Origin of the sequence: Devosia algicola (assembly GCF_028816455.1) — a bacterium.
In the GTDB taxonomy this organism is placed as follows: domain Bacteria; phylum Pseudomonadota; class Alphaproteobacteria; order Rhizobiales; family Devosiaceae; genus Devosia; species Devosia algicola.
This window is the reverse complement of sequence record NZ_CP118246.1, coordinates 2,404,702-2,427,500: the sequence shown is the minus strand read 5'-3', so window position 1 is coordinate 2,427,500 and position 22,799 is coordinate 2,404,702. Positions and strand designations below refer to the sequence as shown.

General features: G+C 57.7%; 24 protein-coding genes, 1 tRNA gene, 2 rRNA genes, 3 pseudogenes and 1 other annotated feature (1 of these 31 running past the window's edge). Of the genes and pseudogenes, 16 read left to right on the top strand and 14 right to left on the bottom strand.

Annotated features, from left to right (window positions below; translation table 11 throughout):
- The 4 genes from PSQ19_RS12865 to PSQ19_RS12850 form a co-directional block, all read left to right on the top strand.
- Positions 1 to 1,815 (top strand): 23S ribosomal RNA (locus PSQ19_RS12865) (it extends 909 nt beyond the left edge of the window).
- 250 nt (positions 1,816 to 2,065) lie between these two features.
- Positions 2,066 to 2,181, top strand: a 5S ribosomal RNA gene (gene rrf / locus PSQ19_RS12860).
- An 821-nt stretch (positions 2,182 to 3,002) separates the two neighbouring features.
- Entirely contained in the window at positions 3,003 to 3,389 is a 387-nt protein-coding gene (locus tag PSQ19_RS12855; RefSeq protein ID WP_282218055.1) for a DUF1761 domain-containing protein, read from the top strand.
- Positions 3,390 to 3,529: 140 nt separating this feature from the next.
- Positions 3,530 to 4,528 carry an alpha/beta hydrolase gene (locus PSQ19_RS12850; protein WP_282218054.1) on the top strand — a complete coding sequence of 333 codons (999 nt, stop codon included), beginning with the start codon at positions 3,530 to 3,532 and terminating at the stop codon, positions 4,526 to 4,528.
- A 31-nt stretch (positions 4,529 to 4,559) separates the two neighbouring features.
- Here the strand turns inward: PSQ19_RS12850 and bfr are convergent, their stop codons facing one another.
- The 4 genes from bfr to PSQ19_RS12830 all read right to left on the bottom strand — a co-directional run bounded on the left by bfr (position 4,560) and on the right by PSQ19_RS12830 (position 6,818).
- The gene (gene bfr, locus PSQ19_RS12845) at positions 4,560 to 5,045 is read right to left on the bottom strand and encodes a bacterioferritin (RefSeq protein ID WP_282218053.1); all 486 of its coding nucleotides are present in this window, start codon (positions 5,043 to 5,045) and stop codon (positions 4,560 to 4,562) included.
- Positions 5,011 to 5,322: a (2Fe-2S)-binding protein gene (locus tag PSQ19_RS12840; protein ID WP_282220701.1), complete on the bottom strand. Its 312-nt coding sequence runs from the start codon at positions 5,320 to 5,322 to the stop codon at positions 5,011 to 5,013. Before PSQ19_RS12840 ends, bfr begins: the two co-directional genes overlap by 35 nt.
- 103 nt (positions 5,323 to 5,425) lie before the next feature.
- Positions 5,426 to 5,797 (bottom strand): EAL domain-containing protein, encoded by a 372-nt coding sequence (locus PSQ19_RS12835; protein WP_282218052.1) that lies wholly within the window; start codon positions 5,795 to 5,797, stop codon positions 5,426 to 5,428.
- A 16-nt stretch (positions 5,798 to 5,813) separates the two neighbouring features.
- A complete protein-coding gene (locus PSQ19_RS12830; RefSeq protein ID WP_282218051.1) occupies positions 5,814 to 6,818 on the bottom strand; it encodes a GGDEF domain-containing phosphodiesterase in 1,005 nt (334 codons plus the stop codon).
- 148 nt (positions 6,819 to 6,966) lie between these two features.
- On the opposite strand from PSQ19_RS12830, the gene PSQ19_RS12825 reads away from it, so the two are divergent.
- Positions 6,967 to 7,830: an alpha/beta hydrolase gene (locus PSQ19_RS12825; RefSeq protein ID WP_282218050.1), complete on the top strand. Its 864-nt coding sequence runs from the start codon at positions 6,967 to 6,969 to the stop codon at positions 7,828 to 7,830.
- Between the two features lie 47 nt (positions 7,831 to 7,877).
- Here the strand turns inward: PSQ19_RS12825 and PSQ19_RS12820 are convergent, their stop codons facing one another.
- The gene (locus PSQ19_RS12820) at positions 7,878 to 8,291 is read right to left on the bottom strand and encodes a DUF599 domain-containing protein (RefSeq protein ID WP_282218049.1); all 414 of its coding nucleotides are present in this window, start codon (positions 8,289 to 8,291) and stop codon (positions 7,878 to 7,880) included.
- A gap of 17 nt (positions 8,292 to 8,308) precedes the next feature.
- On the opposite strand from PSQ19_RS12820, the gene PSQ19_RS12815 reads away from it, so the two are divergent.
- A complete protein-coding gene (locus PSQ19_RS12815; RefSeq protein WP_282218048.1) occupies positions 8,309 to 8,455 on the top strand; it encodes a hypothetical protein in 147 nt (48 codons plus the stop codon).
- A gap of 104 nt (positions 8,456 to 8,559) precedes the next feature.
- On the opposite strand, the pseudogene PSQ19_RS12810 reads toward PSQ19_RS12815, so the two are convergent.
- Positions 8,560 to 9,596, bottom strand: a pseudogene (locus tag PSQ19_RS12810) (aldo/keto reductase).
- A gap of 159 nt (positions 9,597 to 9,755) precedes the next feature.
- Between PSQ19_RS12810 and PSQ19_RS12805 the strand changes: the two are divergent.
- Positions 9,756 to 10,986, top strand: a pseudogene (locus tag PSQ19_RS12805) (IS3 family transposase).
- Positions 10,043 to 10,159: a sequence feature (AL1L pseudoknot), on the top strand. Its footprint overlaps the pseudogene before it by 117 nt.
- Positions 10,987 to 11,175: 189 nt before the next feature.
- Positions 11,176 to 11,252 (top strand) — tRNA-Met (locus tag PSQ19_RS12800).
- 158 nt (positions 11,253 to 11,410) lie between these two features.
- On the opposite strand, the gene PSQ19_RS12795 is transcribed toward PSQ19_RS12800, so the two are convergent.
- From PSQ19_RS12795 to PSQ19_RS12775, 5 genes are all read right to left on the bottom strand, one after another.
- Positions 11,411 to 12,907, bottom strand: a complete 1,497-nt coding sequence (locus PSQ19_RS12795) for a recombinase family protein (RefSeq protein ID WP_282218047.1) — start codon at positions 12,905 to 12,907, stop codon at positions 11,411 to 11,413.
- Positions 12,908 to 12,920: 13 nt separating this feature from the next.
- A complete protein-coding gene (locus PSQ19_RS12790) occupies positions 12,921 to 13,295 on the bottom strand; it encodes a helix-turn-helix domain-containing protein (protein ID WP_282220700.1) in 375 nt (124 codons plus the stop codon).
- On the bottom strand, positions 13,292 to 13,615 hold the full coding sequence (locus PSQ19_RS12785) for a type II toxin-antitoxin system HigB family toxin (RefSeq protein ID WP_282218046.1): 324 nt from the start codon (positions 13,613 to 13,615) through the stop codon (positions 13,292 to 13,294). Before PSQ19_RS12785 ends, PSQ19_RS12790 begins: the two co-directional genes overlap by 4 nt.
- Before the next feature lie 864 nt (positions 13,616 to 14,479).
- The gene (locus PSQ19_RS12780; RefSeq protein ID WP_282218045.1) at positions 14,480 to 15,112 is read right to left on the bottom strand and encodes a Vgb family protein; all 633 of its coding nucleotides are present in this window, start codon (positions 15,110 to 15,112) and stop codon (positions 14,480 to 14,482) included.
- 9 nt (positions 15,113 to 15,121) lie between these two features.
- The gene (locus PSQ19_RS12775; protein ID WP_282218044.1) at positions 15,122 to 16,342 is read right to left on the bottom strand and encodes a helix-turn-helix domain-containing protein; all 1,221 of its coding nucleotides are present in this window, start codon (positions 16,340 to 16,342) and stop codon (positions 15,122 to 15,124) included.
- Positions 16,343 to 16,450: 108 nt separating this feature from the next.
- Between PSQ19_RS12775 and PSQ19_RS12770 the strand changes: the two genes are divergently transcribed.
- Genes PSQ19_RS12770 through PSQ19_RS12755 form a run of 5 tightly spaced genes read left to right on the top strand, consistent with a single transcriptional unit; the run spans position 16,451 to position 18,917 of the window.
- Positions 16,451 to 16,741, top strand: coding sequence for a hypothetical protein (locus PSQ19_RS12770; RefSeq protein WP_282218043.1), 291 nt, complete (start codon positions 16,451 to 16,453; stop codon positions 16,739 to 16,741).
- Between the two features lie 2 nt (positions 16,742 to 16,743).
- On the top strand, positions 16,744 to 17,058 hold the full coding sequence (locus PSQ19_RS19470; protein WP_328517660.1) for a DUF899 family protein: 315 nt from the start codon (positions 16,744 to 16,746) through the stop codon (positions 17,056 to 17,058).
- Entirely contained in the window at positions 16,967 to 17,455 is a 489-nt protein-coding gene (locus PSQ19_RS12765; protein ID WP_328517659.1) for a DUF899 family protein, read from the top strand. The genes PSQ19_RS19470 and PSQ19_RS12765 overlap by 92 nt, the downstream gene beginning before the upstream one ends.
- Before the next feature lie 41 nt (positions 17,456 to 17,496).
- Positions 17,497 to 18,633: an MFS transporter gene (locus tag PSQ19_RS12760; RefSeq protein ID WP_282218042.1), complete on the top strand. Its 1,137-nt coding sequence runs from the start codon at positions 17,497 to 17,499 to the stop codon at positions 18,631 to 18,633.
- A 53-nt stretch (positions 18,634 to 18,686) separates the two neighbouring features.
- A complete protein-coding gene (locus PSQ19_RS12755) occupies positions 18,687 to 18,917 on the top strand; it encodes a DUF899 family protein (RefSeq protein WP_282218041.1) in 231 nt (76 codons plus the stop codon).
- Between the two features lie 179 nt (positions 18,918 to 19,096).
- Here PSQ19_RS12755 and PSQ19_RS19865 read toward each other — a convergent pair whose 3' ends face one another.
- Positions 19,097 to 19,327, bottom strand: coding sequence for a helix-turn-helix transcriptional regulator (locus tag PSQ19_RS19865; protein ID WP_407648991.1), 231 nt, complete (start codon positions 19,325 to 19,327; stop codon positions 19,097 to 19,099).
- 131 nt (positions 19,328 to 19,458) lie between these two features.
- On the opposite strand from PSQ19_RS19865, the gene PSQ19_RS12750 reads away from it, so the two are divergent.
- The 3 genes from PSQ19_RS12750 (at position 19,459) to PSQ19_RS12740 (ending at position 20,833) form a co-directional block, all read left to right on the top strand.
- Positions 19,459 to 19,911: a hypothetical protein gene (locus PSQ19_RS12750; protein ID WP_282218040.1), complete on the top strand. Its 453-nt coding sequence runs from the start codon at positions 19,459 to 19,461 to the stop codon at positions 19,909 to 19,911.
- A gap of 176 nt (positions 19,912 to 20,087) precedes the next feature.
- The gene (locus PSQ19_RS12745; protein ID WP_282220777.1) at positions 20,088 to 20,240 is read left to right on the top strand and encodes a hypothetical protein; all 153 of its coding nucleotides are present in this window, start codon (positions 20,088 to 20,090) and stop codon (positions 20,238 to 20,240) included.
- A gap of 47 nt (positions 20,241 to 20,287) precedes the next feature.
- Positions 20,288 to 20,833, top strand: coding sequence for a nucleotidyl transferase AbiEii/AbiGii toxin family protein (locus PSQ19_RS12740; RefSeq protein ID WP_282218039.1), 546 nt, complete (start codon positions 20,288 to 20,290; stop codon positions 20,831 to 20,833).
- 585 nt (positions 20,834 to 21,418) lie between these two features.
- Here PSQ19_RS12740 and PSQ19_RS12735 read toward each other — a convergent pair.
- A pseudogene (locus PSQ19_RS12735) lies at positions 21,419 to 21,850 on the bottom strand (transposase); the annotation flags it as partial.
- Between the two features lie 411 nt (positions 21,851 to 22,261).
- Positions 22,262 to 22,792 carry an argonaute/piwi family protein gene (locus PSQ19_RS12730; protein WP_282218038.1) on the bottom strand — a complete coding sequence of 177 codons (531 nt, stop codon included), beginning with the start codon at positions 22,790 to 22,792 and terminating at the stop codon, positions 22,262 to 22,264.
- Between the last annotated feature and the right edge of the window lie 7 nt (positions 22,793 to 22,799).

Below are 22,799 nucleotides of genomic sequence, written 5' to 3'. Positions count from 1 at the left end.
ACGGCGGGTGCTAAGGTCCGTCGTCAAAAGGGAAACAGCCCTAACCTACAGCTAAGGTCCCCAAGTGATAGTTAAGTGGGAAAGCATGTGGGATTGCTTAGACAACCAGGAGGTTGGCTTAGAAGCAGCCATCCTTTAAAGATAGCGTAACAGCTCACTGGTCAAGCGATCCTGCGGCGAAGATGTAACGGGTCTGAAACTATCCACCGAAGCTTAGGGTTTACAACTTTGTTGTAAGCGGTAGCGGAGCGTTCCGTAAGCCTGCGAAGCGGTACCTGTGAGGGGCCGTGGAGGTATCGGAAGTGCGAATGATGACATGAGTAGCGACAAAAAGTGTGAGAGACACTTTCGCCGAAAGTCCAAGGGTTCCTGCGCAATGCTAATCAGCGCAGGGTTAGTCGGCCCCTAAGGTGAGGCAGAAATGCGTAGCCGATGGGAATCACGTTAATATTCGTGAACCAGATGGTAGTGACGGATCGCGCAGGTTCGTATCCCCTTAACGGATTGGGGGTGCGATGAGCCGGTTCCAGGAAATAGGCTCCATCGATATTGACCGTACCCTAAACCGACACAGGTGGACTGGTAGAGTATACCAAGGCGCTTGAGAGAACTATACTGAAGGAACTCGGCAAATTGCATGCGTAACTTCGGGATAAGCATGACTTCTATCGGGGCAACCCTTTAGAAGTGGCACAAAAGAGGGGGTGGCGACTGTTTACTAAAAACACAGGGCTCTGCGAAGTTGCAAAACGACGTATAGGGTCTGACGCCTGCCCGGTGCCGGAAGGTTAAAAGGAGAGGTGCAAGCCTTGAATTGAAGCCCCGGTAAACGGCGGCCGTAACTATAACGGTCCTAAGGTAGCGAAATTCCTTGTCGGGTAAGTTCCGACCTGCACGAATGGCGTAACGACTTCCCCACTGTCTCCAGTATAGACTCAGCGAAATTGAATTCCCCGTGAAGATGCGGGGTTCCTGCGGTCAGACGGAAAGACCCCATGCACCTTTACTATAGCTTTACGCTGGCATTTGTGTCGGCATGTGCAGGATAGGTGGTAGGCTTTGAAGCAGGGACGCCAGTCTTTGTGGAGCCAAAAGATGAGATACCACCCTTATCGTCATAGATGTCTAACCGCGGCATAACAGTGTCCGGGACAGCGTATGGTGGGTAGTTTGACTGGGGCGGTCGCCTCCCAAAGAGTAACGGAGGCGCGCGATGGTGGGCTCAGACCGGTCGGAAATCGGTCGACGAGTGCAATGGCATAAGCCTGCCTGACTGCGAGACTGACAAGTCGAGCAGAGACGAAAGTCGGTCATAGTGATCCGGTGGTCCCGCGTGGAAGGGCCATCGCTCAACGAATAAAAGGTACGCTGGGGATAACAGGCTGATAATGCCCAAGAGTCCATATCGACGGCATTGTTTGGCACCTCGATGTCGGCTCATCACATCCTGGGGCTGGAGCAGGTCCCAAGGGTATGGCTGTTCGCCATTTAAAGTGGTACGTGAGCTGGGTTTAGAACGTCGTGAGACAGTTCGGTCCCTATCTGCCGTGGGTGTAGGAATATTGAGAAGAGCTGACCCTAGTACGAGAGGACCGGGTTGGACGAACCTCTGGTGGACCTGTTGTGGCGCCAGCCGCATTGCAGGGTAGCTAAGTTCGGACGGGATAACCGCTGAAAGCATCTAAGCGGGAAGCCTCCTTCAAAACTAGTATTCCCTTGAGAGCCGTGGAAGACCACCACGTCGATAGGCCGGGTGTGGAAGCGTAGCAATATGTGAAGCTTACCGGTACTAATAGGCTCGATTGGCTTGATCGTTCTCATTAATCAATGCTCGTAACGGCCTTGCCGTTACCATCTCTCTGCCTCACGGGTCAAAGACCCGCCGGTGGGGCGGCCAAAAAGTTGGCCGGGGTCGTTCGCTGCGCTCCTCCAGGAGCGCTGATGAAAGACCTGATACGCATTGTCGAAAACATCGGTCACAAAAACACCAGACCAACGCTTCTTGCATGGGAAAGCGTAGGTCCAAATAATATAACCAGAATTCACCTCAGCTGTTTTTCGCCGATCTGGTGGTTTTTGCGCGATGCTCAAAACCCGATCCCATCCCGAACTCGACCGTTAAACACCGCTGCGCCGATGGTACTAAGTCTTAAGGCTTGGGAGAGTAGGTCGCCGCCAGGTCTGCCAAAAACAGCTCAGTCTCTTTACAATCTCGAAATCAAAAACCCCGCCAGTGAAAACTGACGGGGCTTTTTTTGTGCCCAAAAACCCCAAAATATAGCCAAATCCCCCATGTAGATAACGCGCAAAAGGCGCGCTGCTTAAGCACCGAGCGAAGGGAATGCCCTCGAGCGCCGCTATATCCATCCAATGGCCTCTGCAAAATCTGCCCGCCCCTTTGAGCCTGCAAGCCAACGAAAGCAATGAAGTCAAACCGCGGATGCCAATCTAATATCTAGTCGCGGGCAGGGTTTCGACCGGTTGCTTCTTGGGGGGCAAGAATATCTTGGTGATCAGTATGTGCTGAGGGCCCCGGTTCCTGCCGACTGATCAGTGGCCACATGCACCGGTACGGAAACCGTAATTCGGGTGGCTGCCTGTCTCAATGCGAATCAATTATTGAGTGCAAGTGTGAACGCGCGCACCATCGGGCGCGTCGATCAGCGGTGCTTTTCCCTCCATTATTGCGGCGAGACTGCTGTTCCCATTCCCTAAATAGGTACCCAGCAAAAATCTTGAATGCCATTAACGCTTTGTTAACCAGGCAGGGGCAGCATGAGCGCGCTTAAGCCAGAGGGCAGGCGTACCCCGCATTCATTGTGGTCTGCCTGTCCTCGCCAAGTCTCTTTTTCCACTCCCGCCAATGCGCATCGTAGCCGCTTCGATCCGAAGCCTGGACGCAGCCTCGACTAGTTAATCAACCAAATGGTTGAACAAATCATCGACTTGCGGTATTTTTGGCTACAGGCTCGCGGTGAGCGCTGATAGAAGGGGGCGAATTGATGGCAGAGATTGTAACTAATGTGAATTGGATGGCGGTAATCGTGGGAACGATTGTCGCCTTTATTGTCGGTTGGTTGTGGTATTCCCCAATGCTGTTTGGAAAGACATGGGCTGCGGGAAACGGTGTCGAGTTGGGGTCGGCGGCGTCCATGCCGATCAAGGCCATGGTGCTGCAGTTTGTCGGCCTGTTTCTGATTGCCTGGTTTGTAGGGGTGACGGCGGTTGAAAGTCGGCTTCTCACCTTTATATTGGCCGTAATTGCCTTTGGTGTATTGCAGGCATCGGGTGGGTTGTTCGCCAAAAAACCACAGGCGGTGGTGCTGATTGATTTTGGCTATCTGATTGCTGCGTCAGTAGTGATGTTTCTGGCTCAGGCAATCTTGTAGTCCAGACCGGACGTTTCGTGCATTTGTCCTCCGTGTCATCGAGACGGAGGACATTTTGCTATTTCTATTTCGGCTTGCCATGAAATATCCGGGTTTGGCGCGCACTGACGCACCGACATCCTCTTCATTCGGACTGTTTCATGATCTCTGTGCGTCGCTCACTGGTTTTGGCGCTTTCCTGCCTATCCCTGCTTATTGTTGGGGCGCTGCCAGTGCAGGCGCTGTCGATAATGGATCCCTTCAACATTCCGGCGGCCATGGACCAAGGTACGGTCAAGGCGGGGGACGGGATCGCCTATGCCGATGGGCAGAGGCATCATCTGGATGTTTACGCGCCAGAGGCGCGCGGCGCTGTCGCGCCGGTGGTATTCTTTATCTATGGGGGCGGCTGGAATCGCGGCGAGCGCAGTGACTATCAGTTTGTTGGTCGTGCACTGGCCTCACGCGGGTTTGTAACGGTGATCGCCGACTACCGTTTGGTGCCAGAGGTCAAATATCCCGAGTTCCTGGAAGACAACGCATCGGCGCTGCGCTGGGTGCAGGACAATATTGCCGACTATGGCGGCGATCCCAATCGCGTGTTTCTGGCGGGGCATTCAGCGGGCGCCTATAATGCGGTGATGCTGGCGCTCGACCCCTCTTTTCGGGCCGAATATGGCGTGACCATGCCAATTCGCGGGGTTGCGGCCTTGTCGGGACCGTTTGACTTTTATCCATTTGAATATGGCGAAGTGCGGGATGCTTTCGGCGGCGCGCCAAGCCCGGAAGGAACGCAACCCATTAATCTGGTAACCGCAGACGCGCCGCCAATGTATCTGGCCAGTGGGACAACCGATCCAATTGTGCGAGTGCAGAATACCGAAAACCTGGCGGCCAAACTGACCGCCAATGGCGTGTGGGTCACGACAAAATATTATGACGGTTTTGGCCACATGGAACCGGTCATTGCCATGGGAGCGCTGTGGCGTTGGCGTATGCCGGTGCTCGACGACATGATTGCGTTTTTTACGCGGTTCGGTGCCTTTCCCAGCGGGATACCATATGTCGCCATTGCGCCGACGCCGCCCCAGGGCGAATTCTCGCCGATGGACAAGATCATTGACGAAATCGACCAGATGTTTGAGCCGATTGCCAACTAGCGGTGCCAGCGCGCCGCTAGTTGGGCCATGTCTATTCGGCGTCGTCAGCGGATGCTGAATTGAGCTGGCCGTATTTTTCGGGGCCGATGCGGCCCAGAAGGTCGAGTTGGGTTTCGAGGAAGTCTATGTGGCCTTCCTCGTCGGTCAGGAGAGATTCGAAGAGATTTTTGGAAACATAATCGCCCAATTCTTCGCAGAGTTCGCGACTGGCCTTATAGGCGGTGCGGGCGTCATATTCACCGGCCAGATCGGCTTCGAGAACTTCCTTGATGGTTTCGCCGATCCGCAAGGGGGCGATGCGCTGAAGATTGGGATGGCCCTCGAGAAAGATGATGCGCTCGATCAGGCGATCGGCGTGATGCATTTCCTCGATGGATTCGGCACGCTCCTTGGCGGCAAGCTTTTTGTAGCCCCAATCGTCAAGCAGACGATAATGTACCCAATATTGATTGACCGCGCCCAGTTCGAGAAATAGCGCCTCGTTAAGCCGCTCGACTACTTTTGCTTCGCCCTTCATGAGGTCCTCTGGTTTTTCTGGATTTCAATGTGGCAAGTTGGGCCTGAACGCTGGACAGCTGGCCGGGCGTGCACGCCTGCTTGCGGTGATAGTTTTCCGTGACACGAACAATAATGTCCACCACATTCGGCACGCAGCCGCTGCACCGCGCGCGGCGTTCAAGCTCGCGATAGACCTTGGCGGGGACAACAAGTTGCCAGGGGTCTTGACGCAACAGGGACAGGACGACGTCCTCGATCTCGGCGGCGCTGATCATATTACATTGACAAACAAGCATGGTCGAACTGAATTGCGAAATCTGTGCTGGCGGCATAAAGCCGCCCGAATTTATGATTGTCAATGTCAGATAATGTCACAGCAGCGCGTCATCAAGGGTTTGGTCAGCCCCGAGCGACCAGCCAGGCACGAAACGCGGCCTCCGACATGGGACGGGAGATCAAATATCCCTGTGCCTCGTCGCAGCCCAAATCGCGCAACAGGTCATGGGCATATTTGGTTTCAACGCCTTCGGCGCAAACGCGAAAGCCCATGCCCTTGGCCAGCAACAGGATTTGGCGCAACAGGAAGTCGTCGTCACCGGATTCACGCAGGGGCCTGACAAAGGATTGGTCGACCTTGAGGACGTCGGCAGGTATGCGGTCCAGATAGGACAGGTTCGAATATCCGGAACCAAAGTCGTCCAGTGCAACGTCGATACCGGCGCCACGCAGACGAGCCAGTTGCTGTACAGCACGATTTGAATTGGTCGCCAACGTGCCTTCGGTAAACTCAAGGCTCGATGTGGCAGGGTTCCAGTCCGTGGGCGTTGCAACTGCTAAGGAGCGCTTGGTCAAAACCGGGTTCGGATAGATTGACAGGCGACGCGTTTATCGACACGCGAAGACTATGGCCTTGATCAAGCAAAGCCCGATTGGTGGCCATCGCGGTGTTGATCACCCAATCGGTCAGTGGTCCGATCAAGGCGGTCTGTTCAACCAGCGGAATAAATTCGGCAGGCGATATGGGGCCGAGATCAGGATGGGTCCAACGCAGTAGCGCCTCGGCCCCTTTACACTGCCCGGTCTGCAACTGGATGCGCGGCTGGAAATTAAGCGCTAGCTGGCCACTGTCGGCTATAGCGGCGGGCAGATCGGCGAGAATGCGGAAAGCACGCAAGTGAGCAGCGTCAGAACCGTGATTGTAAAAGGCAATGCCGATATCGGTGCGGCGGCTGTCCTGGGCTGCGGTGAGCACAGCGCGCAGGGATTCAGCAGCAGTACGGACGGCATTGATCGGCAGCAGTCCGACACCCACCTGGGTTTTGATCGGGATGACATCGACATTGATCGCGTCGGCAAAGCTGTGGGCAATAATTGTAGCAATCTCGGGATGGGCATCAAGACACAACTGGTCGATGATAAAAGCAAAGCTGAGCACGCTGACGTGGAATATCGGCGTGGTTGTCGGCAATAACGAGGTCAGCAGCCGGGCGCCGGCGCGCACGAAGTTTTCTGCAAAAGCAATGCCAAGTGCGCGCAGAACTTCATTGTAATGACGCGCATCCGCCAGTGTAACCAATATCAGCGTGCCAGGGCGATCCTCGGCGCTGTCACGGCGCCAGGCAAAATACTCGTCGAACTGAAGGCGGCTGGGCAAGTGGGTGACATGGTCGAAACGGCCAATATGTTCACTGCCTGAGTCAGCGAGTGGCGCATAGACAGATTGGGTTGCCGACGCCCCGATTGGTGCGGATGCCGCAAGAGGTCCGCCGCTTGGTTTCGCCGATACGGCCAATGATCACTCCCAGCCCGAAGGGCAGTTGGACCGCCATATTGCCCGTGGAAACTTAAGTGCGGGTTACTGCGTAGCTGCTAACGGCTTGAGCACACTTGTCAGATAGGATTTGTGAGTCAATCTAACGGGCAACAAGCGGGCAACCTCAATGAATTTCTCCATTCTTGGCGCTATCAATGTCCTGTCGCCGAAAGATCGCGGCTCGACCAAGATTGCTCAAGACATTGCCTATGGCTCAGCCGCACGGCAGAAACTGGACATTTACGCGCCCAACGGGTCGCATGCAAAACTGCCGGTGGTCAAGTTTATCTATGGCGGTTCCTGGAGCGATGGCGATCGGCGCCACTATGATTTTGTCGGGCGCGCCATTGCGGCCTTGGGTTATGTGACGGTTATCGCCGACTATAGATTGTTGCCCGAGGTCGAATACCCAGGATTTTTGGACGATTGTAGCGATGCCTTTGCCTATGTAGCGGACTATATTACCGACTATGGCGGCGATCCGGAACGAATGGCTTTGGTGGGGCATTCAGCGGGGGCCTATAATGCGTTGATGCTGGCGCTTGATCGGCGATATTTGGCTGAGCGCGGCCTGCTGGATCGGGTCAAGGCGGTAGCGGGGCTGTCCGGACCCTATGATTTTTTCCCCTTTGATGGCAAAATTACCCTACGCACTTTCGGCGCCGTGACCGATCCAAAAAAGACACAGCCGATAAATCTGGTTGGGCCGGACGCCCCACCGATGTGGTTGGCCAGCGGCGACAGGGATATGTTGGTGTATCCGCGCAATACGGTGGCGTTGGCCAAGAAATTGCGCGCGGTCGGAGTTAAGGTCACCGAGCGTCACTTCGCTAATCTAGGGCATCCGGGCACACTTATGAGTTTGGGACTGCCGTTGCGCTGGCGGGCGCCGGTGTTGGCCGAAATGGGTGACTTTCTGGCAGGGCATTTGAAGGCGTCTGTTGTCCGTACCCGCCCGGCGCTTAACTCTTTTGGTCAGCCCGCCGATTAGCCTGAACGGCCGCCGAGGCCGCGGCGCGATGTGCCGTTGAAAAGAACTCACGTTGGATCAGGATCAGCACCGTGAGTAGGCTGGTCAAGAGGGCGAGCCATTCGACTGCGAACCAGGGCGACGCTGGCGACAGAAAAATAACAGGCTCGTATGCCGCTATTGAAATTCTGCGCACCCAGGGCATTCACCCGGGCGATGGAGTCGATTTCTTCGGGGGCCGGTGTGGATTTGTGGTCGAGCGCCCCGAGCATGATGCAGAAGTGATTAAATTGGCGCAACGACAGCGTGAATGAAAAGAACGCCAGCGCAAACATGGCCAGCATAACCGCCAGATGGAGTTGTACTTCACTGACAGAATAGACCCGATCGAGGGACACCGACTCCAACGCTGCCATCAGCGGGGCCATCTGCCCGAAGACGGTAAAGACGGCGAGAACAAGCAATACTGCGGTGGAGGTCATGAAGGCTCACCGACCCCATGATATTGCCCGACAATATGGCATCGAAGGGATTGTCCCGGCCTGCGGCGTTGGCAACCCAACGGCGACGCTACATGTTCATGATCACCGACAAAGAGGATCGAATCCGCTCCAGCCAGGGCACGCCGACATTGTTGGCGCAGTAGCAGAGCAGCGGAAACAGGGTCGACACCAGGGTCATGGCGTTCCAACTATCCAATTGCGGTTGGTCGACTATAGCCGAAAGCGGCGCGATGGCGAAGTGTTGAGGCTAGAAGGGGCGCGGGAAGCGGCGATGCAGGGATTCAATTTCGGCGAGCAGTTCGTGCGACAGGTGGACGTCGACCGCACCGAGATTTGTCTTGAGTTGATCAAGAGACGTTGCGCCGATGATTACTGTGGTCATGAATTTGCGGGTAAGGCAAAATGCCAACGCCATTTGTGCCGGGTCGAGATTGTGTGCCTTGGCCAGGTCGACATAGGCATCGACCGCAGCGCTCGACACTTCGTTTGAGCGCCACAAGCCCTTTTGGTAATCGGCGCGGCTACCCTTGGGGACGGCACCGTTGCGGTATTTTCCAGTCAACAGGCCCGCGGCAAGGGGGAGTAGGCCAGAAGACCAACGTTTTCATGGTGCGCAAGCTCGGCCATATCGAGGTCAAAGTGGCGGCGGAGCAGGCTATACTCATTCTGAACGCTGGCGACACGCGGCAGTTTGTACTGGTCGGCCAGCCGCAACCATTGGGCAATGCCCCATGTGGTCTCGTTTGATACGCCGACGTGGCGGATTTTGCCCTGCTTGACCAAGTCGGACAGCACTTCGAGCATATCGTGCAGATTGTCCATGACATCGTGGGTATCTTGCCGGTGCGGCGCGTATGTCCAGGAGTTCTGAAAATTATAGCTGCCACGCGAGGCCCAGTGGATCTGGTAAAGATCAACATAATCAGTCTGCAGGCGTTGCAGGCTGGCATTGATGGCCTGGCGGATCGACTCACCACTGGCGCGCGCGCCGTCGCGAATATGATCATTGCCGCCACCCGCGACCTTGCTGGCCAGAATCCATTGGTCGCGTTTGCCGGTTTTTTTGAACCAGCTGCCAATAATTTCTTCGGTACGGCCCGAGGTTTTGGGCGAAGGGGGTACTGCGTATATTTCGGCGGTATCCATGAAATTGACGCCGGCGTCGAGGGCATGATCGATTTGGGCGTGCCCTTCCTCTTCGCTATTCTGGCTGCCCCAGGTCATGGTACCAAGGCAGATTTCCGTGACGTCGAGACCGGTGCGGCCAAGCGGATTACGTTTCATTGGGGCAAGCTCTCGTTTGTTTGGATGCACCCTAATTGGCGACGCCCTGATATGGAATGGCAAATGGCTGAAACCAATAGTTTTTCTACCGCGCCGATCGATTGTGAGTGAATCGCCCCGAGTTTGTCGGAGACATCAACTTAAGTAAGGATGGTGGTTATGACGAAAAGCAAAATGGCAAATCGCTACTCGCCCGAGGTCCGCGCACGAGCGGTCAGGATGGTGTTTGAGCATCAAGGCTCATACGAAACGCAGGCGGGCGCGATTGCGGCCATTGCACCGAAGATCGGCTGTATTCCCCAGACCCTGCGCGAATGGGTCAAGCAGGCCGAGAAAGACAGCGGTATGCGCGACGGTGTCACGACCGAGGAACGGGATCGGATCAAGGCCCTGGAACGTGAGGTCCGCGAGTTGCGCCAGGCGAATGAGATCCTGCGCAAGGCGTCAGCTTATTTTGCGCAGGCGGAACTCGACCGCCCACTGAAGCGATGATCGCCTTCATTGAAGATCAGCGCGCTGTTTACGGCGTCGAGTCGATCTGCAGAGTCCTGCCGATCGCGCCGTCAACATATTATCATCGTCTGGCGTGCGAAGCCGATCCCTCCAAAGCCTCCGCACGGCATCGGCGTGACATGGAGTTGCGTCCGGAGGTCAAACGGATCTGGGATGAAAACTATCAGGTCTATGGGGTCCGGCGTGGCATCAGCTAAAGCGGGAAGGCTATACGCTGGCGCGCTGCACGGTGGAGCGCTTGATGAAACAGATCGGCATCCGTGGTGCCGTGCGTGGAAAGGTGGTCAAGACGACGGTCCCTGACACGTCAGCGCCCTGTCCGCGTGACAAGGTAAACCGCGTGTTCCGGGCGCCTGCACCGAACCTGCTCTGGGTCAGCGATTTTACCTATGTGTCCACGTGGCAAGGCTTCATCTATGTGGCCTTTGTCATCGACACATTCGCTGATCGCATCGTCGGATGGCGGGTCTCACGATCGGCCAAAACTGACTTTGTTCTCGATGCTCTCGAGCAGGCCCTGCATGATCGACGGCCGGTCCAAAAGAGCGGATTGGTTCACCACTCGGATCGCGGCGGGCAATATTTGTCCATTCGATACACCGAGCGTTTGGCCGAAGCAGGCATCGAACCATCGGTCGGCAGCGTCGGGGACTCGTATGATAACGCCCTCGCTGAGACGATTAACGGTCTCTACAAAACCGAGCTGGTCCACCGCCAGGGTCCATGGCGCAACATGCAAGATCTGGAAATGGCCACCCTCGGATGGGTCGATTGGTTCAACCACAGACGCCTGCTTGGCCCCATCGGAACCATCCCGCCAGCAGAGGCTGAAGAGAACTTCTATGCACAGCGCGACGTGCTCGATATGGTCGCGTGAAATGAAGCTAAAGGTCTCCGGTGAAACCGGGACGATTCAGAGCGGCCGGTTGCTGCAAACCGGGGATTCGCCAAAAAACTATCACATTGGCAGATTTAGACCTTGAGGTCTGTGCCATGACTCCCTATATAGCCGACACACCGCGACACTGGTCGCGTTGCTGACCCCTGTTTTGAGGGGCGTATTTAGCGCGGGATGGAGCAGCCCGGTAGCCCGTCAGGCTCATAACCTGAAGGTCGTAGGTTCAAATCCTACTCCCGCAACCACCGATACCAACACTCCCGAGGAAGCCCCTCCGGGAGTGTTTGTTTTTGAAGCCTTTCCAAGGGCTTGCCGCTCCGTCCACGCCAGGATCTGTCCAAGTTCGCCATAAAGCGTGGCATCGATCTCGCCGCGTTTCTGGCCTGGAGTGAGGACGATCTTCTCAATCAGCATCCGCAGGGCCTAGGCCGCTTCCTGGCGCTCTGCGGGGCGATTCAGGGCCTGTGTGGGGTTTGCGACCTTCTTCGCGTAGATCGTTGAGGCCGTTGGTAACAGGTCTGGTTTGTCCTCCGGCGCGTCGGCCAGCAGGGCGGCCAGGCTCGGCCTTGCGGGCTTCCAGCGCCGTCATCTCCCCTTTCATGCTCTCATGGAACATGCCGGCTTTGATTGCCTCGATGATTCCGCGGATGTCCTTCTCCACCTTAGCCAATTCCGCCTGCCAGGCATTGCCGTTCGAGCGGCGCTCGCGGTTCAGCCGGTTGGTTTCCTCCGCGTAGGCGCGCATGGCCTCTGCGGCGACCTCAGGTGTCATCATCCGATCCCTGAGACCTGAGAGAACGCGGTTCTCCAACTCTTCGCGCGGAATGGTGCGGCTGTTGGAACAAGTGCCTTTGCTGATGTGGTTCGAGCAGGCAAAGCGGCCAGCGCCGCGCAGCGAGTAAGGACCCCCACAGCAACCGCAGAAGACCAGACCGGACAGAAGAGACTGAGGCCGGCGCTTGGCATTGAGCTGGTTCTTCTTGTGGTGCTTGCGGACCGCCTCGGTGACGTTCGCGTATTTGTCGGCGATCACCGCCTGCCGATCGCGCACCGCTTGCCAAAGCGCATCATCGACAATCCGCAGTTCGGGCACCTCGCGGATCAGCCAGTCACTCTCCGGGTTGAGGCGCGAGACACGCTTGCCGGTGCTTGGGTCCTTGATGTAGCGCAGCCTGTTCCAGATCAGGCGGCCAATATAGAGCTCGTTATTGATGAGACCTGTTCCGCGCTTCACATGGCCACGGATCGTGGTGTCTCCCCACGGCTTGCCGTTAGGACCCGGAATGCCCTCCTCGTTCAATGTGCGGGCGATCGTTCGCGGACCGATTCCTGATGCAAATTCCCGGAAGACGCAGCGGATGATATTTGCCTCAGCCTCGTTGACTTCTCGGTCGCCTCGGATCGGATCACCTCGGGCATCGAGTTGCTTGACGACCTTGTAGCCATAGCAGAGCCCGCCACCAGACTTGCCTTCCTCCACGCGACCACGAAGGCCCCGATGGGTCTTCGCTGCAAGATCCTTGAGGAACAGCGCATTCATCGTGCCCTTCAGGCCGACATGCAACTCGCTGATCTCGCCTTCCGCCAGCGTTACGATCGGTACGCCGGCGAATTTCAGATGCTTGAAGAAAGTCGCGACGTCGGCCTGGTCGCGGGAGATGCGATCCAGGGCTTCGGACATCACCATGTCGAACTGTCCGGCCTGGGCGTCCTGCAGCAGTGACTGGATGCCCGGACGCAAGATCATGCTCGCACCGGAGATGCCGGCATCCTTGTAGGTGCCGACGACCTTCCATTTCTCACGCTTCGCCTGCTCTCGGCATATACGGAACTGGTCCTCGATCGAAGCCTCCCGCTGATTGTCCGAGGAATAGCGGGCGTAGAGCGCGACACGCATCATGCGAATCCTCCGGTCATGCAACCTTGTCGAAGCGGCTCGGCCGGATCAGCACCTCGGCGGAAATCCCGAGCTGTTCATGCAAGTGCCGGATCATGTCGATCGACAAGCCACGCTTGCGGTTGAGGATGTCGGCGACCCGGTTGCGGGGACCGATCATCGGTTCGAGATCCTTGCGGGTGAGCCCCTGCTGCTCCATCCGAAACCGGATCGCCTCGATTGGATCGGGCGGATCCATCGGATAGTGCTTCGTCTCATAGACTTCGATCAGAGTTGCGAGCACGTCGAGGCGGTCGCCTTCCGGTGTGCCGCTCTTGGCGCCCCAAAGGCGTTCGACCTCTTCGAGTGCTACATCGTAGTCCGCTTCGGAGCGGATAGGTCTCAGGCTCAGTCGCCATGTCTCACCTCAGCTACGTCTATTCTGTCATATGCCTTGTGGGTGCCGATCCACTTGATCCAGACGATGCCCTTCTCGAAGTCGACGGCCACCACCAGGCGGTAGTCGTTTCCCTTGATGTTGAAGACAATCCGCTCGGCGTTGACGATGCTGGCCGTGGCGTAGTGTCTCTTCACATCGGCGGAGCTCGCCCACTCTGCCTTGCTGACTTCATCGAACCAGGCATCGAGCGCGGCTTTCACGGCCGGCTGATCCTTTTGCCCCGCGAGGCTATCGACGAAGTCCCGTAAGGTGCGGCGGGCAATAATCCTCATTTGAGCCTCTATATAGCACGAGACCATTATGGTCTCAAGATCAAATATCGAAGCCCCGGCGACGATCTTGCCACCGGGGCAACATGCCTGTATGTGATGCAGCCTACGTAAGTTTGCTGCTCTTTTGCCGAGTGAGCCTTTCGTTCCCGAGAATTCTGCCGCTCGAATTGCTCGCGCGCAATCTGGCGACCGGTCAGACGCGCCAGACGAAGCACAGGTTCGTCCGAAGCAAGGTGCGCGTTAGCACACCCCACCTTACCCGTGGAGTTGTGGTCTTTCTGAACCATCCTTTCCCGCTGTGCTGCCATCACTCTCAGATCCCGCCGACAATCGGCGATTTCATGAGAAAGTGCTAATTCAGCGATGAAAAGCCTGATCTTATCGATGTACAAGAAACGGCCACCGTAGAGTGCAAATCGGCGGGCTGCGATTGAAGGCGAAGTTTTAAGTTGCCTCGGCTGTAATACCGGTGTTTGGGATCGCCAGAGGTCCTACAACAGTTATCGGAATCAGTTTTGGAGCGGATTGACGCCTTACCTCCGCATATCCCTTACCATGGCTAACGATCTTGCTTCTTGCCAATACGGGTTAATCCATCACTGCGAAACGGGCTCGCGAGCGGTTCGGGTTTCGATGCAGATACAAATCAGGAGGGTGCATCCATCTTAACTTGCCGCTAGGCGGCCGACCCATGAGGCCGGATGACCTTAGGGATGTCGCTAGGCAAGTAAGTGTGGTCGCGGGAGAATCTGCCCATCTGTGCTCATTGGTTCAATCGGCCGCGTAGCGCTCGCTACAATGCGCCAACTTGCATGGGAACATGCCCGGCCGTAACCAGTTCTTACTTCGTATCGCAGTTTCGGTTCACCTCGGCCTGCGGATCGAACGCACCTTCCCGCTGTCTCCGCCTCCGCAGAAAAAGCGATCAGCGCCGTCGGATTCGAGGCCCGACACCCCGGTTCCAGCCGGCATATCCAGCCGCTCCAGCACCTCACCGCTCGATGGGTCGACGCGCCGGAGATCGCTCTCGTCGTTTTCCCACGTACCATGCCAGAGATCGCCGCCCACCCATGTGACACCCGTGACGAAGCGCTCGGTTTCGATCGTGCTGAGCACCTTTCCCGTGTCGGGGTCTATTTGGTGGATCTTGCGACCGCGATGCTGCCCGACCCAGAGCGAGCCTTCAGCCCAAGCAAGGCCGGAATCGCCACCATCGCCTGGCGCCGGGATCGTGGCGAGTACCTCGCCTGTCTTCGGATCGATCTTCTGGATCACGGCCTCTGCAATCTGAAACAGGTGCTCGCCGTCGAACGCTGTGCCGGCATCGGCGACGACATTGTGTGAGTTCAACATCTCCCCGCTGTCCGGATCAAAGGCGTCCAGCCTGGTTCCAGTCGCCATCCAGACCCGGCGGCCGTCAAAGCTTACCCCGTGGACGCTATCCACTTCGGGAAAGGGACCATATTCACGAATGATTTCGGCAACTGCGTGTTTCATTTCTTGAACTTAGCCCACAACACCGTTGGCAGGGAGTAACAAGCTTGTCGGGAAACCTGGAATGCTCGTGGCGATCCAACGACGTGCCCGTCCCTGGCCGAACCATTCCGCCTTGCCTTTTTCAGCAAGGGCGTCGAGCGCCCGTTGCACCGTCCGCGGGCTGACGTCGAGCGCCAACGCTAACGCGGAGCTGGACCAAGCCTCTCCATTGGCCAGAAGCGCTAGCACGTCGCCATTTTCGTTCTCAATGGGCGGGGCCAGCACCGAGACTGCCCTGGCTTTATGGGGCTCTAATACGAAACCCTGCTCCGTGGCGTGTATCTCCGCAAGTGGACCGATCGCTTCACGCAAGCGCCCGATTTCAACCCGCAGTCGCGCGCGATGCGATTCATCTGCCTCCCGTGCCCGAAAAGCACGGATGACGAGCTCGTCCCGGCTCGCGTCATCCGGCCAGTCTTCGCCGAGCACTCGCATGAGCGCGAACAGAACCGGGCGGCTGGCCAGAGAAATGATGGTCGATCCGCCACGAACAACATTCCGACACGCATCAATGATGAGCGAGTCGGAAGCGATGAGGGCCTCGACTTCATCGAGGAAAAGGAGTCGTTCTCCATCGCGCGCAATCAGGCGGGCGGCCGGCGCTTCTAACGCCTGTACGGCTCGATCGACCTCGACATTCAATGCAGCATTTCCGACATCGGCGGCAGCACTTCTGGCGCGTTCGAGTGCGTCGCGCGCAGGTTTCGCGTGGATGCGTCGCATTGCAATGCCAGCGACCACCATTGCGTAGCCTGCGCGAGACGTTGGGGGCAACATATCCACATCGAGGTCGTCGAGGATCCCCTCCGCCTCGTCGAGACGGCCAATCAACAGCAAGCGCCGTGCTTCGAGATAGCCCGCATGCGCGGCGTTCGGGAGGTCTCCAAATTTCTCCAGCGTCGATCGGGCCCCGCCGAGCCCCGCCATCGGCCGGCCGAGATCGCGGGTGACCAATGCGATCTCGGCCATGGCGAGGTGGCATCGCGCACGGGCCACGGGCTCCCCGGCGCCGAAAGCGTGCCCCGCGTTTCCCAGCAACTCCTTCGCGCGCGCAAGTTCGCCGAGTTGCGCCATGGCGATGCCGCGCAACGCGAGCGCCGGAGCGTCGTCGCGCAGTGCGATGCGCTTGAGCGCTGCAAGCGGATCGCCTTCCGCAAGCGCTCGTGCAGCAGAGTTGATCAGAGAGTCCATTCAAATCCCGTCACACTTGTTACTCACGCCCTCCTGTCGTACGGCCCTACATCTTCGTCAGGCTCCAACGCCGAATAGTATCGGCAAAGTTGAATTGAGAGTGCGAAGATGTCGATGTTCACAATAGCAAGAGAATGTGGTCGCGGTATCCAGCTGTCGCGAGATGGCGCAACCTGGCTCAGTTTTGCCGCTTCGCCAGCATTCGCGCTGATGGCCTGGATTTCGGCGAATGACGTACAGGCCATGATCTGCGCGTCGGGACCCGACGGTCTGCCCATCGGCGGCATGCCTTTCATGTATCTGCTGATGAGCCTCTTTCACGTGCCGCCCTGGCTCAGATTCGTTTCCGCGCGCTCACGACAAATCACTCAAGCCGCCAAGCAAAATCAGGGAGATTGATCATGCAACCGACCATCGTTTCACGCGAAGACTGGCTCGCCGCGCGCAAGGCGCTTCTGGCAAAGGAATTGGAGATGACCCATGCGCTCGACGCTCTGCGCGCCGAACGCCGGCAGATGCCTTGGGTCAAGATCGAGAAAGGCTATGTCTTCGACGGGCCGGACGGCAAGTGCACCTTGCTCGATCTGTTCGAGGATCGCAGCCAGGCTCGCCATCTACCACTTCATGCTCACGCCGGACTCCGACCATATTTGTCCAGGCTGTTCCTATACGATGGATCACGTCGACGCGGCGCGGCAGCATTTCGAGCAGGCTGACCTCGCCTTTGCTGCGATATCGCGCGCACCGATCGCGCGGATCGAGCAGGTGAGAGCCCGGTTGGGCTGGACCTTTCCCTGGGTTTCGTGCGGCGAGGGCGACTTCGCCTACGATTTCGGTGTGGCCTTCACCGAGGCGGACCGTGCCGCCGGCCGCGCGCTCTACAACTACGACAAATTCAGGATCCAAAGGTCCCCGGACATGTTCGGCGTCAGCGTTTTCGTCAAGGACGAGGATGGCGACGTCTTCCACGCCTACTCGACTTATCATCGTGGCACAGAGCTTCTGATGGGTGCCTTCAACTGGCTCGACCTGGCGCCCAAGGGCCGCAACGAGACCGGCGGCACCATGAGCTGGGTTCGTCTGCATGACGAGTACCCGCAATCAGAATCGTGACGGGCAGTCAGTTCCCGCGACACCTGGAAAAGGAGGACATCATGTCCGAATCCAACTCAAGTATTGCGTCCTGGCCGATGTCGACCTGGTTCGCGGTTATCTCCCTGACGTTAGGGAGCTTCGCCTTGATCAGCAGCGAGTTGCTGCCCATGGCAGTGCTGACGCCGATCGCGGCCGAACTTGGCGTCACAGAAGGCGCGGCCGGTCAGGCGGTGACGCTCACGGCTTTGTTCGCCGGCATCGCGGCACCTACGGTCGGACTCACATCCGACTATTCGGTTCTCTTAGCCGCCCGCATGCTCCTGGGTATCGCAATTGGTGGGTTCTTCGCCTTGGCGGGCGCGACAGTCGTCCGACTTGTCACCATAGAGGACATGGGCAAGGGCATGTCGATTGTCTTCATGGGCCTTTCAGCCGGGCTCGTTGTCGCCCCGGCACTTGCGACCCTGATCGGTGAGGCCTTTGGTTGGCGGGTGGCATTCATGGCCGCTGCGGGCTGTGGTTTTCTCGCACTGCTCTTGCAAGCCATCTTCTTGCCGAGCGTTCCGGCGACGAGTGCGACCAGCGTCTCGAGCATGTTGGGCCTGCTGAAACGCCCTCCTGTTCGCGTTGGATTGATTGTCGGACTATTGTTCTTCGGCGGCGAAGTGAGCGGCTTCACGTTCATGCGGCCGTACCTCGAGACGAATGGCGCGCTCAATCCGACCGCCATCGCCGCCGCCCTGCTGGTGCTGGGACTTGCCAGCCTGGCCGGTAGCGCAATGGCTGGCGTGTTCGCCGATCGCGCGTTGCGCGAAGGGTTCGGCGTAACCTTCCTCATGCTGGCGTTCGCCTCGTTGGGTCTGTTGGCCCTCAACAGCTCTTACGTCGCCATCCTGGTACTTGCCGCTGCCTGGGGCGTCGCCATCGGTGCCGGTCCGGTGATGACCCAGACGTGGATGGGGCGGGCCGCGCCCGACCAGCTCGAAGGCGTTGGCGGACTGTTTCTGGCCGTCATTCAGGTCGGTGTCACTTTAGGCGCGATTGCTGGCGGCATTGCGGTGGATTTTATCGGGACAAGCGCTCCGCTTTATGTGACCGCGACCTGTGCAGTTCTCGCCGCTGTGCTGATAGCGACTCAAAGAACGCCGAGGACGAATTCCCAAACCAGCGCTTCGGCACTGGCGCTCGCCGAGTAAGGCAAGGTGCCGACGCACAGTCTCGCGCGCCATCAAACAATCAGGAGGCCATCATGGTTCAGGACAAACTGAATTACCCAGTACCCAACATTGTCGATCGAACGACATTCCAGACCGAAGTGGACGCATTGCGCGATCACGAGAAGGCGCACACCAGGGAAGGTGACGCAATCGCGACCGCCCGCCGGCGACTGCCGATGGTGAAGGTCGATGGCCTCACCCCACTCGTTGGCGAGAGTGGGTCGGTCACGTTGCTGGACGCCTTCGAAGGTCGCGTGAAATGAAGCTAAAGGTCTCCGGTGAAACCGGGACGATTCAAAATGCGTGCGTCGTTCTGGAATACTCGGGTTCGGGTTTTGTCATTTTCGTCCTCAAGTGTTTGCGCCAAAGGACGGGCTGGGCTATTCTTGTTGTGCAGAACTCAAGAGTGCCACGGCCCCGTCCAGAAATGGCGGGGCTTTTTTTAGGCGACTTGATGGCTACGCTGGGCAAGCCAAGCGGCCACCTTACTCTCGGGCCAAGCCACGGCGCGACCGGATAGGTTCACCGGGCGGGGGAATCCGCGATCAAAGCTGAGCCAAATGATCTGACGACGTACAGTGCTTGGTCCGGCGACATTTGTTCGCTCTAAGAAGCGTTGCGCCAGAACTCCAATAATTGTTGTTTGGGTGCAACATTGGCCTTTTCCCCACAAACAAGATGCGGCTTCATCAAATACCGAGAGCTCGTCCCTCGTTCCACGACTTCCCTCATTTCAGTCGATATCCTTTGATTTTGGCGTTCATAGCCGGAACTAGATGGATTTCCTAGCCACTATAGGCTGACTTGGGTGCAACTAAAAACCTGGCCCCAAAACAACGAAGCATCAAGTGCATGTGCTGCCAGTCGTCGGTGAGCCCGAGTTCGACCAGGGTCTCAAGCAGGGCGTTCGAATTCATCGCCGATGTTTTGGTGGCCGCTCGAGGACGCTTCTACGCAGTGCCCGGCAAAGGGCACGAACTCTCGGTGACGGTTTCGACCAAGACGATCGCGGACGAGATCATCGTCCAGGCCGTCTATCTTGGTGGCGTCAATATCCTGCGTTCGGAGGATCGGGACGCCGACGTCGTGGACGGCCCGTTGCGTTACCGGAAGCTGAGTCCAGAGGAATTGAAACATCGACTGTGCGCGGAACTCGTGGTACCGGATCGGCTCCTAAATCTGGCGTTCACGCCGAAGTCCTCCGCCGATGAGGAGGAGTTGCTCTACCCGAGGTACTGGACTGTCAGAAGCGCCTGAGCAATCTCCCCTCCAGGAATAGCAACCTCGGCAAGCCGATTGCGTTATCTATGGACCGGCAAAAACTCGACATTTGCTCGCCGAAGGACTATATGGTTGATCATGGCCAAGCATTCTGCAGAGCCTGATCGTGCCCAAGGAGTTCCCGGAGCTTGGTATGCTCGCGTGGAATCGTGATGTCACACGACCTATCGAGCGCGAAGAAGCGTTCGAGGCTCTACGAGCGAAATTGGCGCCATGTGGATGCCGACCACCTCACTACTGAGGAAGCAGACCTGATCGAAGACCTGACGCAGGAATTCGGTCATGGCTACCGGATGTTCGCCTGAATGCTTCCAGCTAGCCGCATATCTTTGCGGCGAGTGAGGAGATAGCGGTGAAGTTCGAACGCCCACAACATATCATCATCCAGTCGGCACTCCAGTCGATGGACGCTGCGTTTCTGCAGCGCAGCAACTGCTACTTCGGCGGAGGCACTGCGATCGTGCTGATGAACGGGGAGTACCGGCTTTCCCTTGATGTCGACTTCCTATGCGCCGATATAGACGGCTATCGAGACCTTCGCAGCGCCATACGGGATGGCGGGGCGCACGCCGTCTTCGGCGCGCATATAGAGACGGTGCGCGAATTCAAGGCCGATCAGTACGGGATACGCGGGGTCGTCTCGCTGGAAGGACAGCCGATCAAGTTCGAGATCGTTCGCGAAGCACGAATACCCTTGGATGGCGCCTTGGTCGAGGGCCTGGGCGTGCCCGTTCTGACGATCGAGAGCCAATTCTCCGAGAAGGCTCCTGGCCAACGCCGATCGCTGCTTGGACAAATCCGTCGCTTACCGCGACGTGATCGACCTTGGCTATCTCGTCAAGGGATGCGGTTCTATACCGGCGTTGTCTATCGAGGTGGCGGAGCGGGCCTATGGTAAGGACGTCCTTAAGGCGCTGGCACAAGCTTTGGGACGGCTTGCCGTTCTCAACGAGGCACGTCACGCCGCCGACGCATTGCAGATGCACGTGGCCGATGTCACACAGGCTGCAAGGTCCTTGAGGGAGGCGGCCGCCGCCGCCTGGCCCGATTCCGATCTACCGGAATTCCCTACACCGGACGAGTCATCCGAACCACGACGATGAGCGCGCGCGACCCGTCGCCTGGCGACGAGGAACCTCCATCCATCGGTATCGATCGCTATCGCGTATCGCATGTTGGCCGGTGTTGCTGGTGGTGAAGTATCGGCCGCCCGAATCTCCCCGCCCACCACGCCCGCAGCGGGCAACAACGATCTCAAAATTTCTTGCTAAGTGCTCGTCGGCAATGAGCACATGAGCGGTATCGATACTGATGAGGAACTCTTTGCGTCGATCACCAGGAAGCTGCATTTCGAGCCTGACGCCGTTGACGTGAGCCCTTAGATTCCTCCAAAACTGAGTAGAGCCCGTCCATTGAGGGAGACGGACGATGAAGGCTTTGCGGTTCAGCGAGGAACAGATTATCGGTCATTATTATTCGCCGACAGGTGCGACTGCTCGACGAGATTGATGATCTCGAGTTTTTCAGATGCGGGATACCTCATTCTTGCTCGTCCCCATCCGCGATCAGACTTTTTTTGAGCAGACGATTTTCCAGCGTCAGGTCGGCAACGCATTCCTTCAGAGCGCCGGCCTCGCGGCGCAGATCCTTGACCTCATCACTGGTGGCAGCGCGGGCAATATCGCCAGCCAGCCGGCGCTTGCCGGCCTCCATGAACTCCTTCGACCAAGTGTAATACAGGCTCTGCGCAATGCCTTCCTTACGGCACAGGCTCGGCGATGCTGTCGTCACCACGCAGGCCATCCAGCACGATCCGGATCTTGTCTTCCGCTGAAAAGTGCCGCCGGGTTGCACGGCGAATGTCTTTCATCACCCGCTCCGTAGGCTTTTTGGTGTTCGAGGATTCGGTCGTCATCTTGGTTCCTTCGTCATTGCGACGAGACCAAAACACTCCTTAAATCTCAACCCTAAATCTGGGACAGAGGTCCTGACGGGGGACACGGATCGTCTTTGGTGGGAGGCAATTGGGATAGATCGCATGATCTCCCCTTTCGCCATCTTCGGGATGAAGCGAAATCCGGGCGGCCGCGTGAAACACCTCGCGTGCGTCCTGATGGGCCGACTCAAAATAGGGACGCAGTTCCGATATGTCAGTATCTGAGAGAGCATTGACGCGCTGTTCAAGGAGCAGATGGCTATAGGAGCCCGATCCCGTAGTCGTTGGGTGCAAGATGCCAGCAAGAGTAACAGATGGAGGTGGCTCAGTATGCAGCATATCAGGGCGTGCTCATCTTAGAATACTTACATAAACAGGCGATACGGATAGTCATTTCGCGGCAGAGACCTCGGGAGCATTGCCTGCCACCCATACCAAGGCAGAATTGCCCGTGCGGATCACCATCGTCCCGCGCGGTACGGGAAACCCCGACGGTTTTGACGGTGGCTTCTCTAGTCCCGACTTGATGAGCCAGACGCCACGCCAGCACGATGCCGAACTGACCTCGACGCACTCTATTTCCGCTACGCCGGTAAGCGCATCGAACGCGCCCTCGATTTCAGCTTCCTTGAACGCGGTTGTTTTGTGAATGACCATGCGTTTTGGTAGGTTGCCGCCATTGCGCCCCTGATAGAGTTCGAGGCTACGGGCGAGGACCGCGCGCATGTCGTCGCGACTTAGAAAGGGGTTCCGGCGGGCTTCGGCCACGTCGGCCACCGGGTCTCGCGCCTCAAACGCGACGAACTGAATGCCGCCACCGTCCATGTCGAAGACCTGCGAGCAGCACGTCACATAATGCGCGTCTTGTTGGTCACCGCGCAGGGCATAAGCCAACCCGATGTAGGCGGTGTCCGCCGGCACACTGAAT

Bases quoted from the DNA above. Each gene is read 5' to 3' on its own strand.
- PSQ19_RS12760 (WP_282218042.1), top strand. From the start codon at position 17,497: ATGTCCGAATCCAACTCAAGTATTGCGTCCTGGCCGATGTCGACCTGG.
- PSQ19_RS12850 (WP_282218054.1), top strand. From the start codon at position 3,530: ATGATCTCTGTGCGTCGCTCACTGGTTTTGGCGCTTTCCTGCCTATCC.
- PSQ19_RS12820 (WP_282218049.1), bottom strand. From the start codon at position 8,291: ATGACCTCCACCGCAGTATTGCTTGTTCTCGCCGTCTTTACCGTCTTC.
- PSQ19_RS12825 (WP_282218050.1), top strand. From the start codon at position 6,967: ATGAATTTCTCCATTCTTGGCGCTATCAATGTCCTGTCGCCGAAAGAT.
- PSQ19_RS12765 (WP_328517659.1), top strand. From the start codon at position 16,967: ATGCTCACGCCGGACTCCGACCATATTTGTCCAGGCTGTTCCTATACG.
- PSQ19_RS12755 (WP_282218041.1), top strand. From the start codon at position 18,687: ATGGTTCAGGACAAACTGAATTACCCAGTACCCAACATTGTCGATCGA.
- PSQ19_RS12785 (WP_282218046.1), bottom strand. From the start codon at position 13,615: ATGAGGATTATTGCCCGCCGCACCTTACGGGACTTCGTCGATAGCCTC.
- PSQ19_RS12815 (WP_282218048.1), top strand. From the start codon at position 8,309: ATGATATTGCCCGACAATATGGCATCGAAGGGATTGTCCCGGCCTGCG.
- PSQ19_RS12775 (WP_282218044.1), bottom strand. From the start codon at position 16,342: ATGGACTCTCTGATCAACTCTGCTGCACGAGCGCTTGCGGAAGGCGAT.
- PSQ19_RS12780 (WP_282218045.1), bottom strand. From the start codon at position 15,112: ATGAAACACGCAGTTGCCGAAATCATTCGTGAATATGGTCCCTTTCCC.
- bfr (WP_282218053.1), bottom strand. From the start codon at position 5,045: ATGAAGGGCGAAGCAAAAGTAGTCGAGCGGCTTAACGAGGCGCTATTT.
- PSQ19_RS12745 (WP_282220777.1), top strand. From the start codon at position 20,088: ATGTCACACGACCTATCGAGCGCGAAGAAGCGTTCGAGGCTCTACGAG.
- PSQ19_RS12855 (WP_282218055.1), top strand. From the start codon at position 3,003: ATGGCAGAGATTGTAACTAATGTGAATTGGATGGCGGTAATCGTGGGA.
- PSQ19_RS12770 (WP_282218043.1), top strand. From the start codon at position 16,451: ATGTCGATGTTCACAATAGCAAGAGAATGTGGTCGCGGTATCCAGCTG.
- PSQ19_RS12795 (WP_282218047.1), bottom strand. From the start codon at position 12,907: ATGATGCGTGTCGCGCTCTACGCCCGCTATTCCTCGGACAATCAGCGG.
- PSQ19_RS12840 (WP_282220701.1), bottom strand. From the start codon at position 5,322: ATGCTTGTTTGTCAATGTAATATGATCAGCGCCGCCGAGATCGAGGAC.
- PSQ19_RS19470 (WP_328517660.1), top strand. From the start codon at position 16,744: ATGCAACCGACCATCGTTTCACGCGAAGACTGGCTCGCCGCGCGCAAG.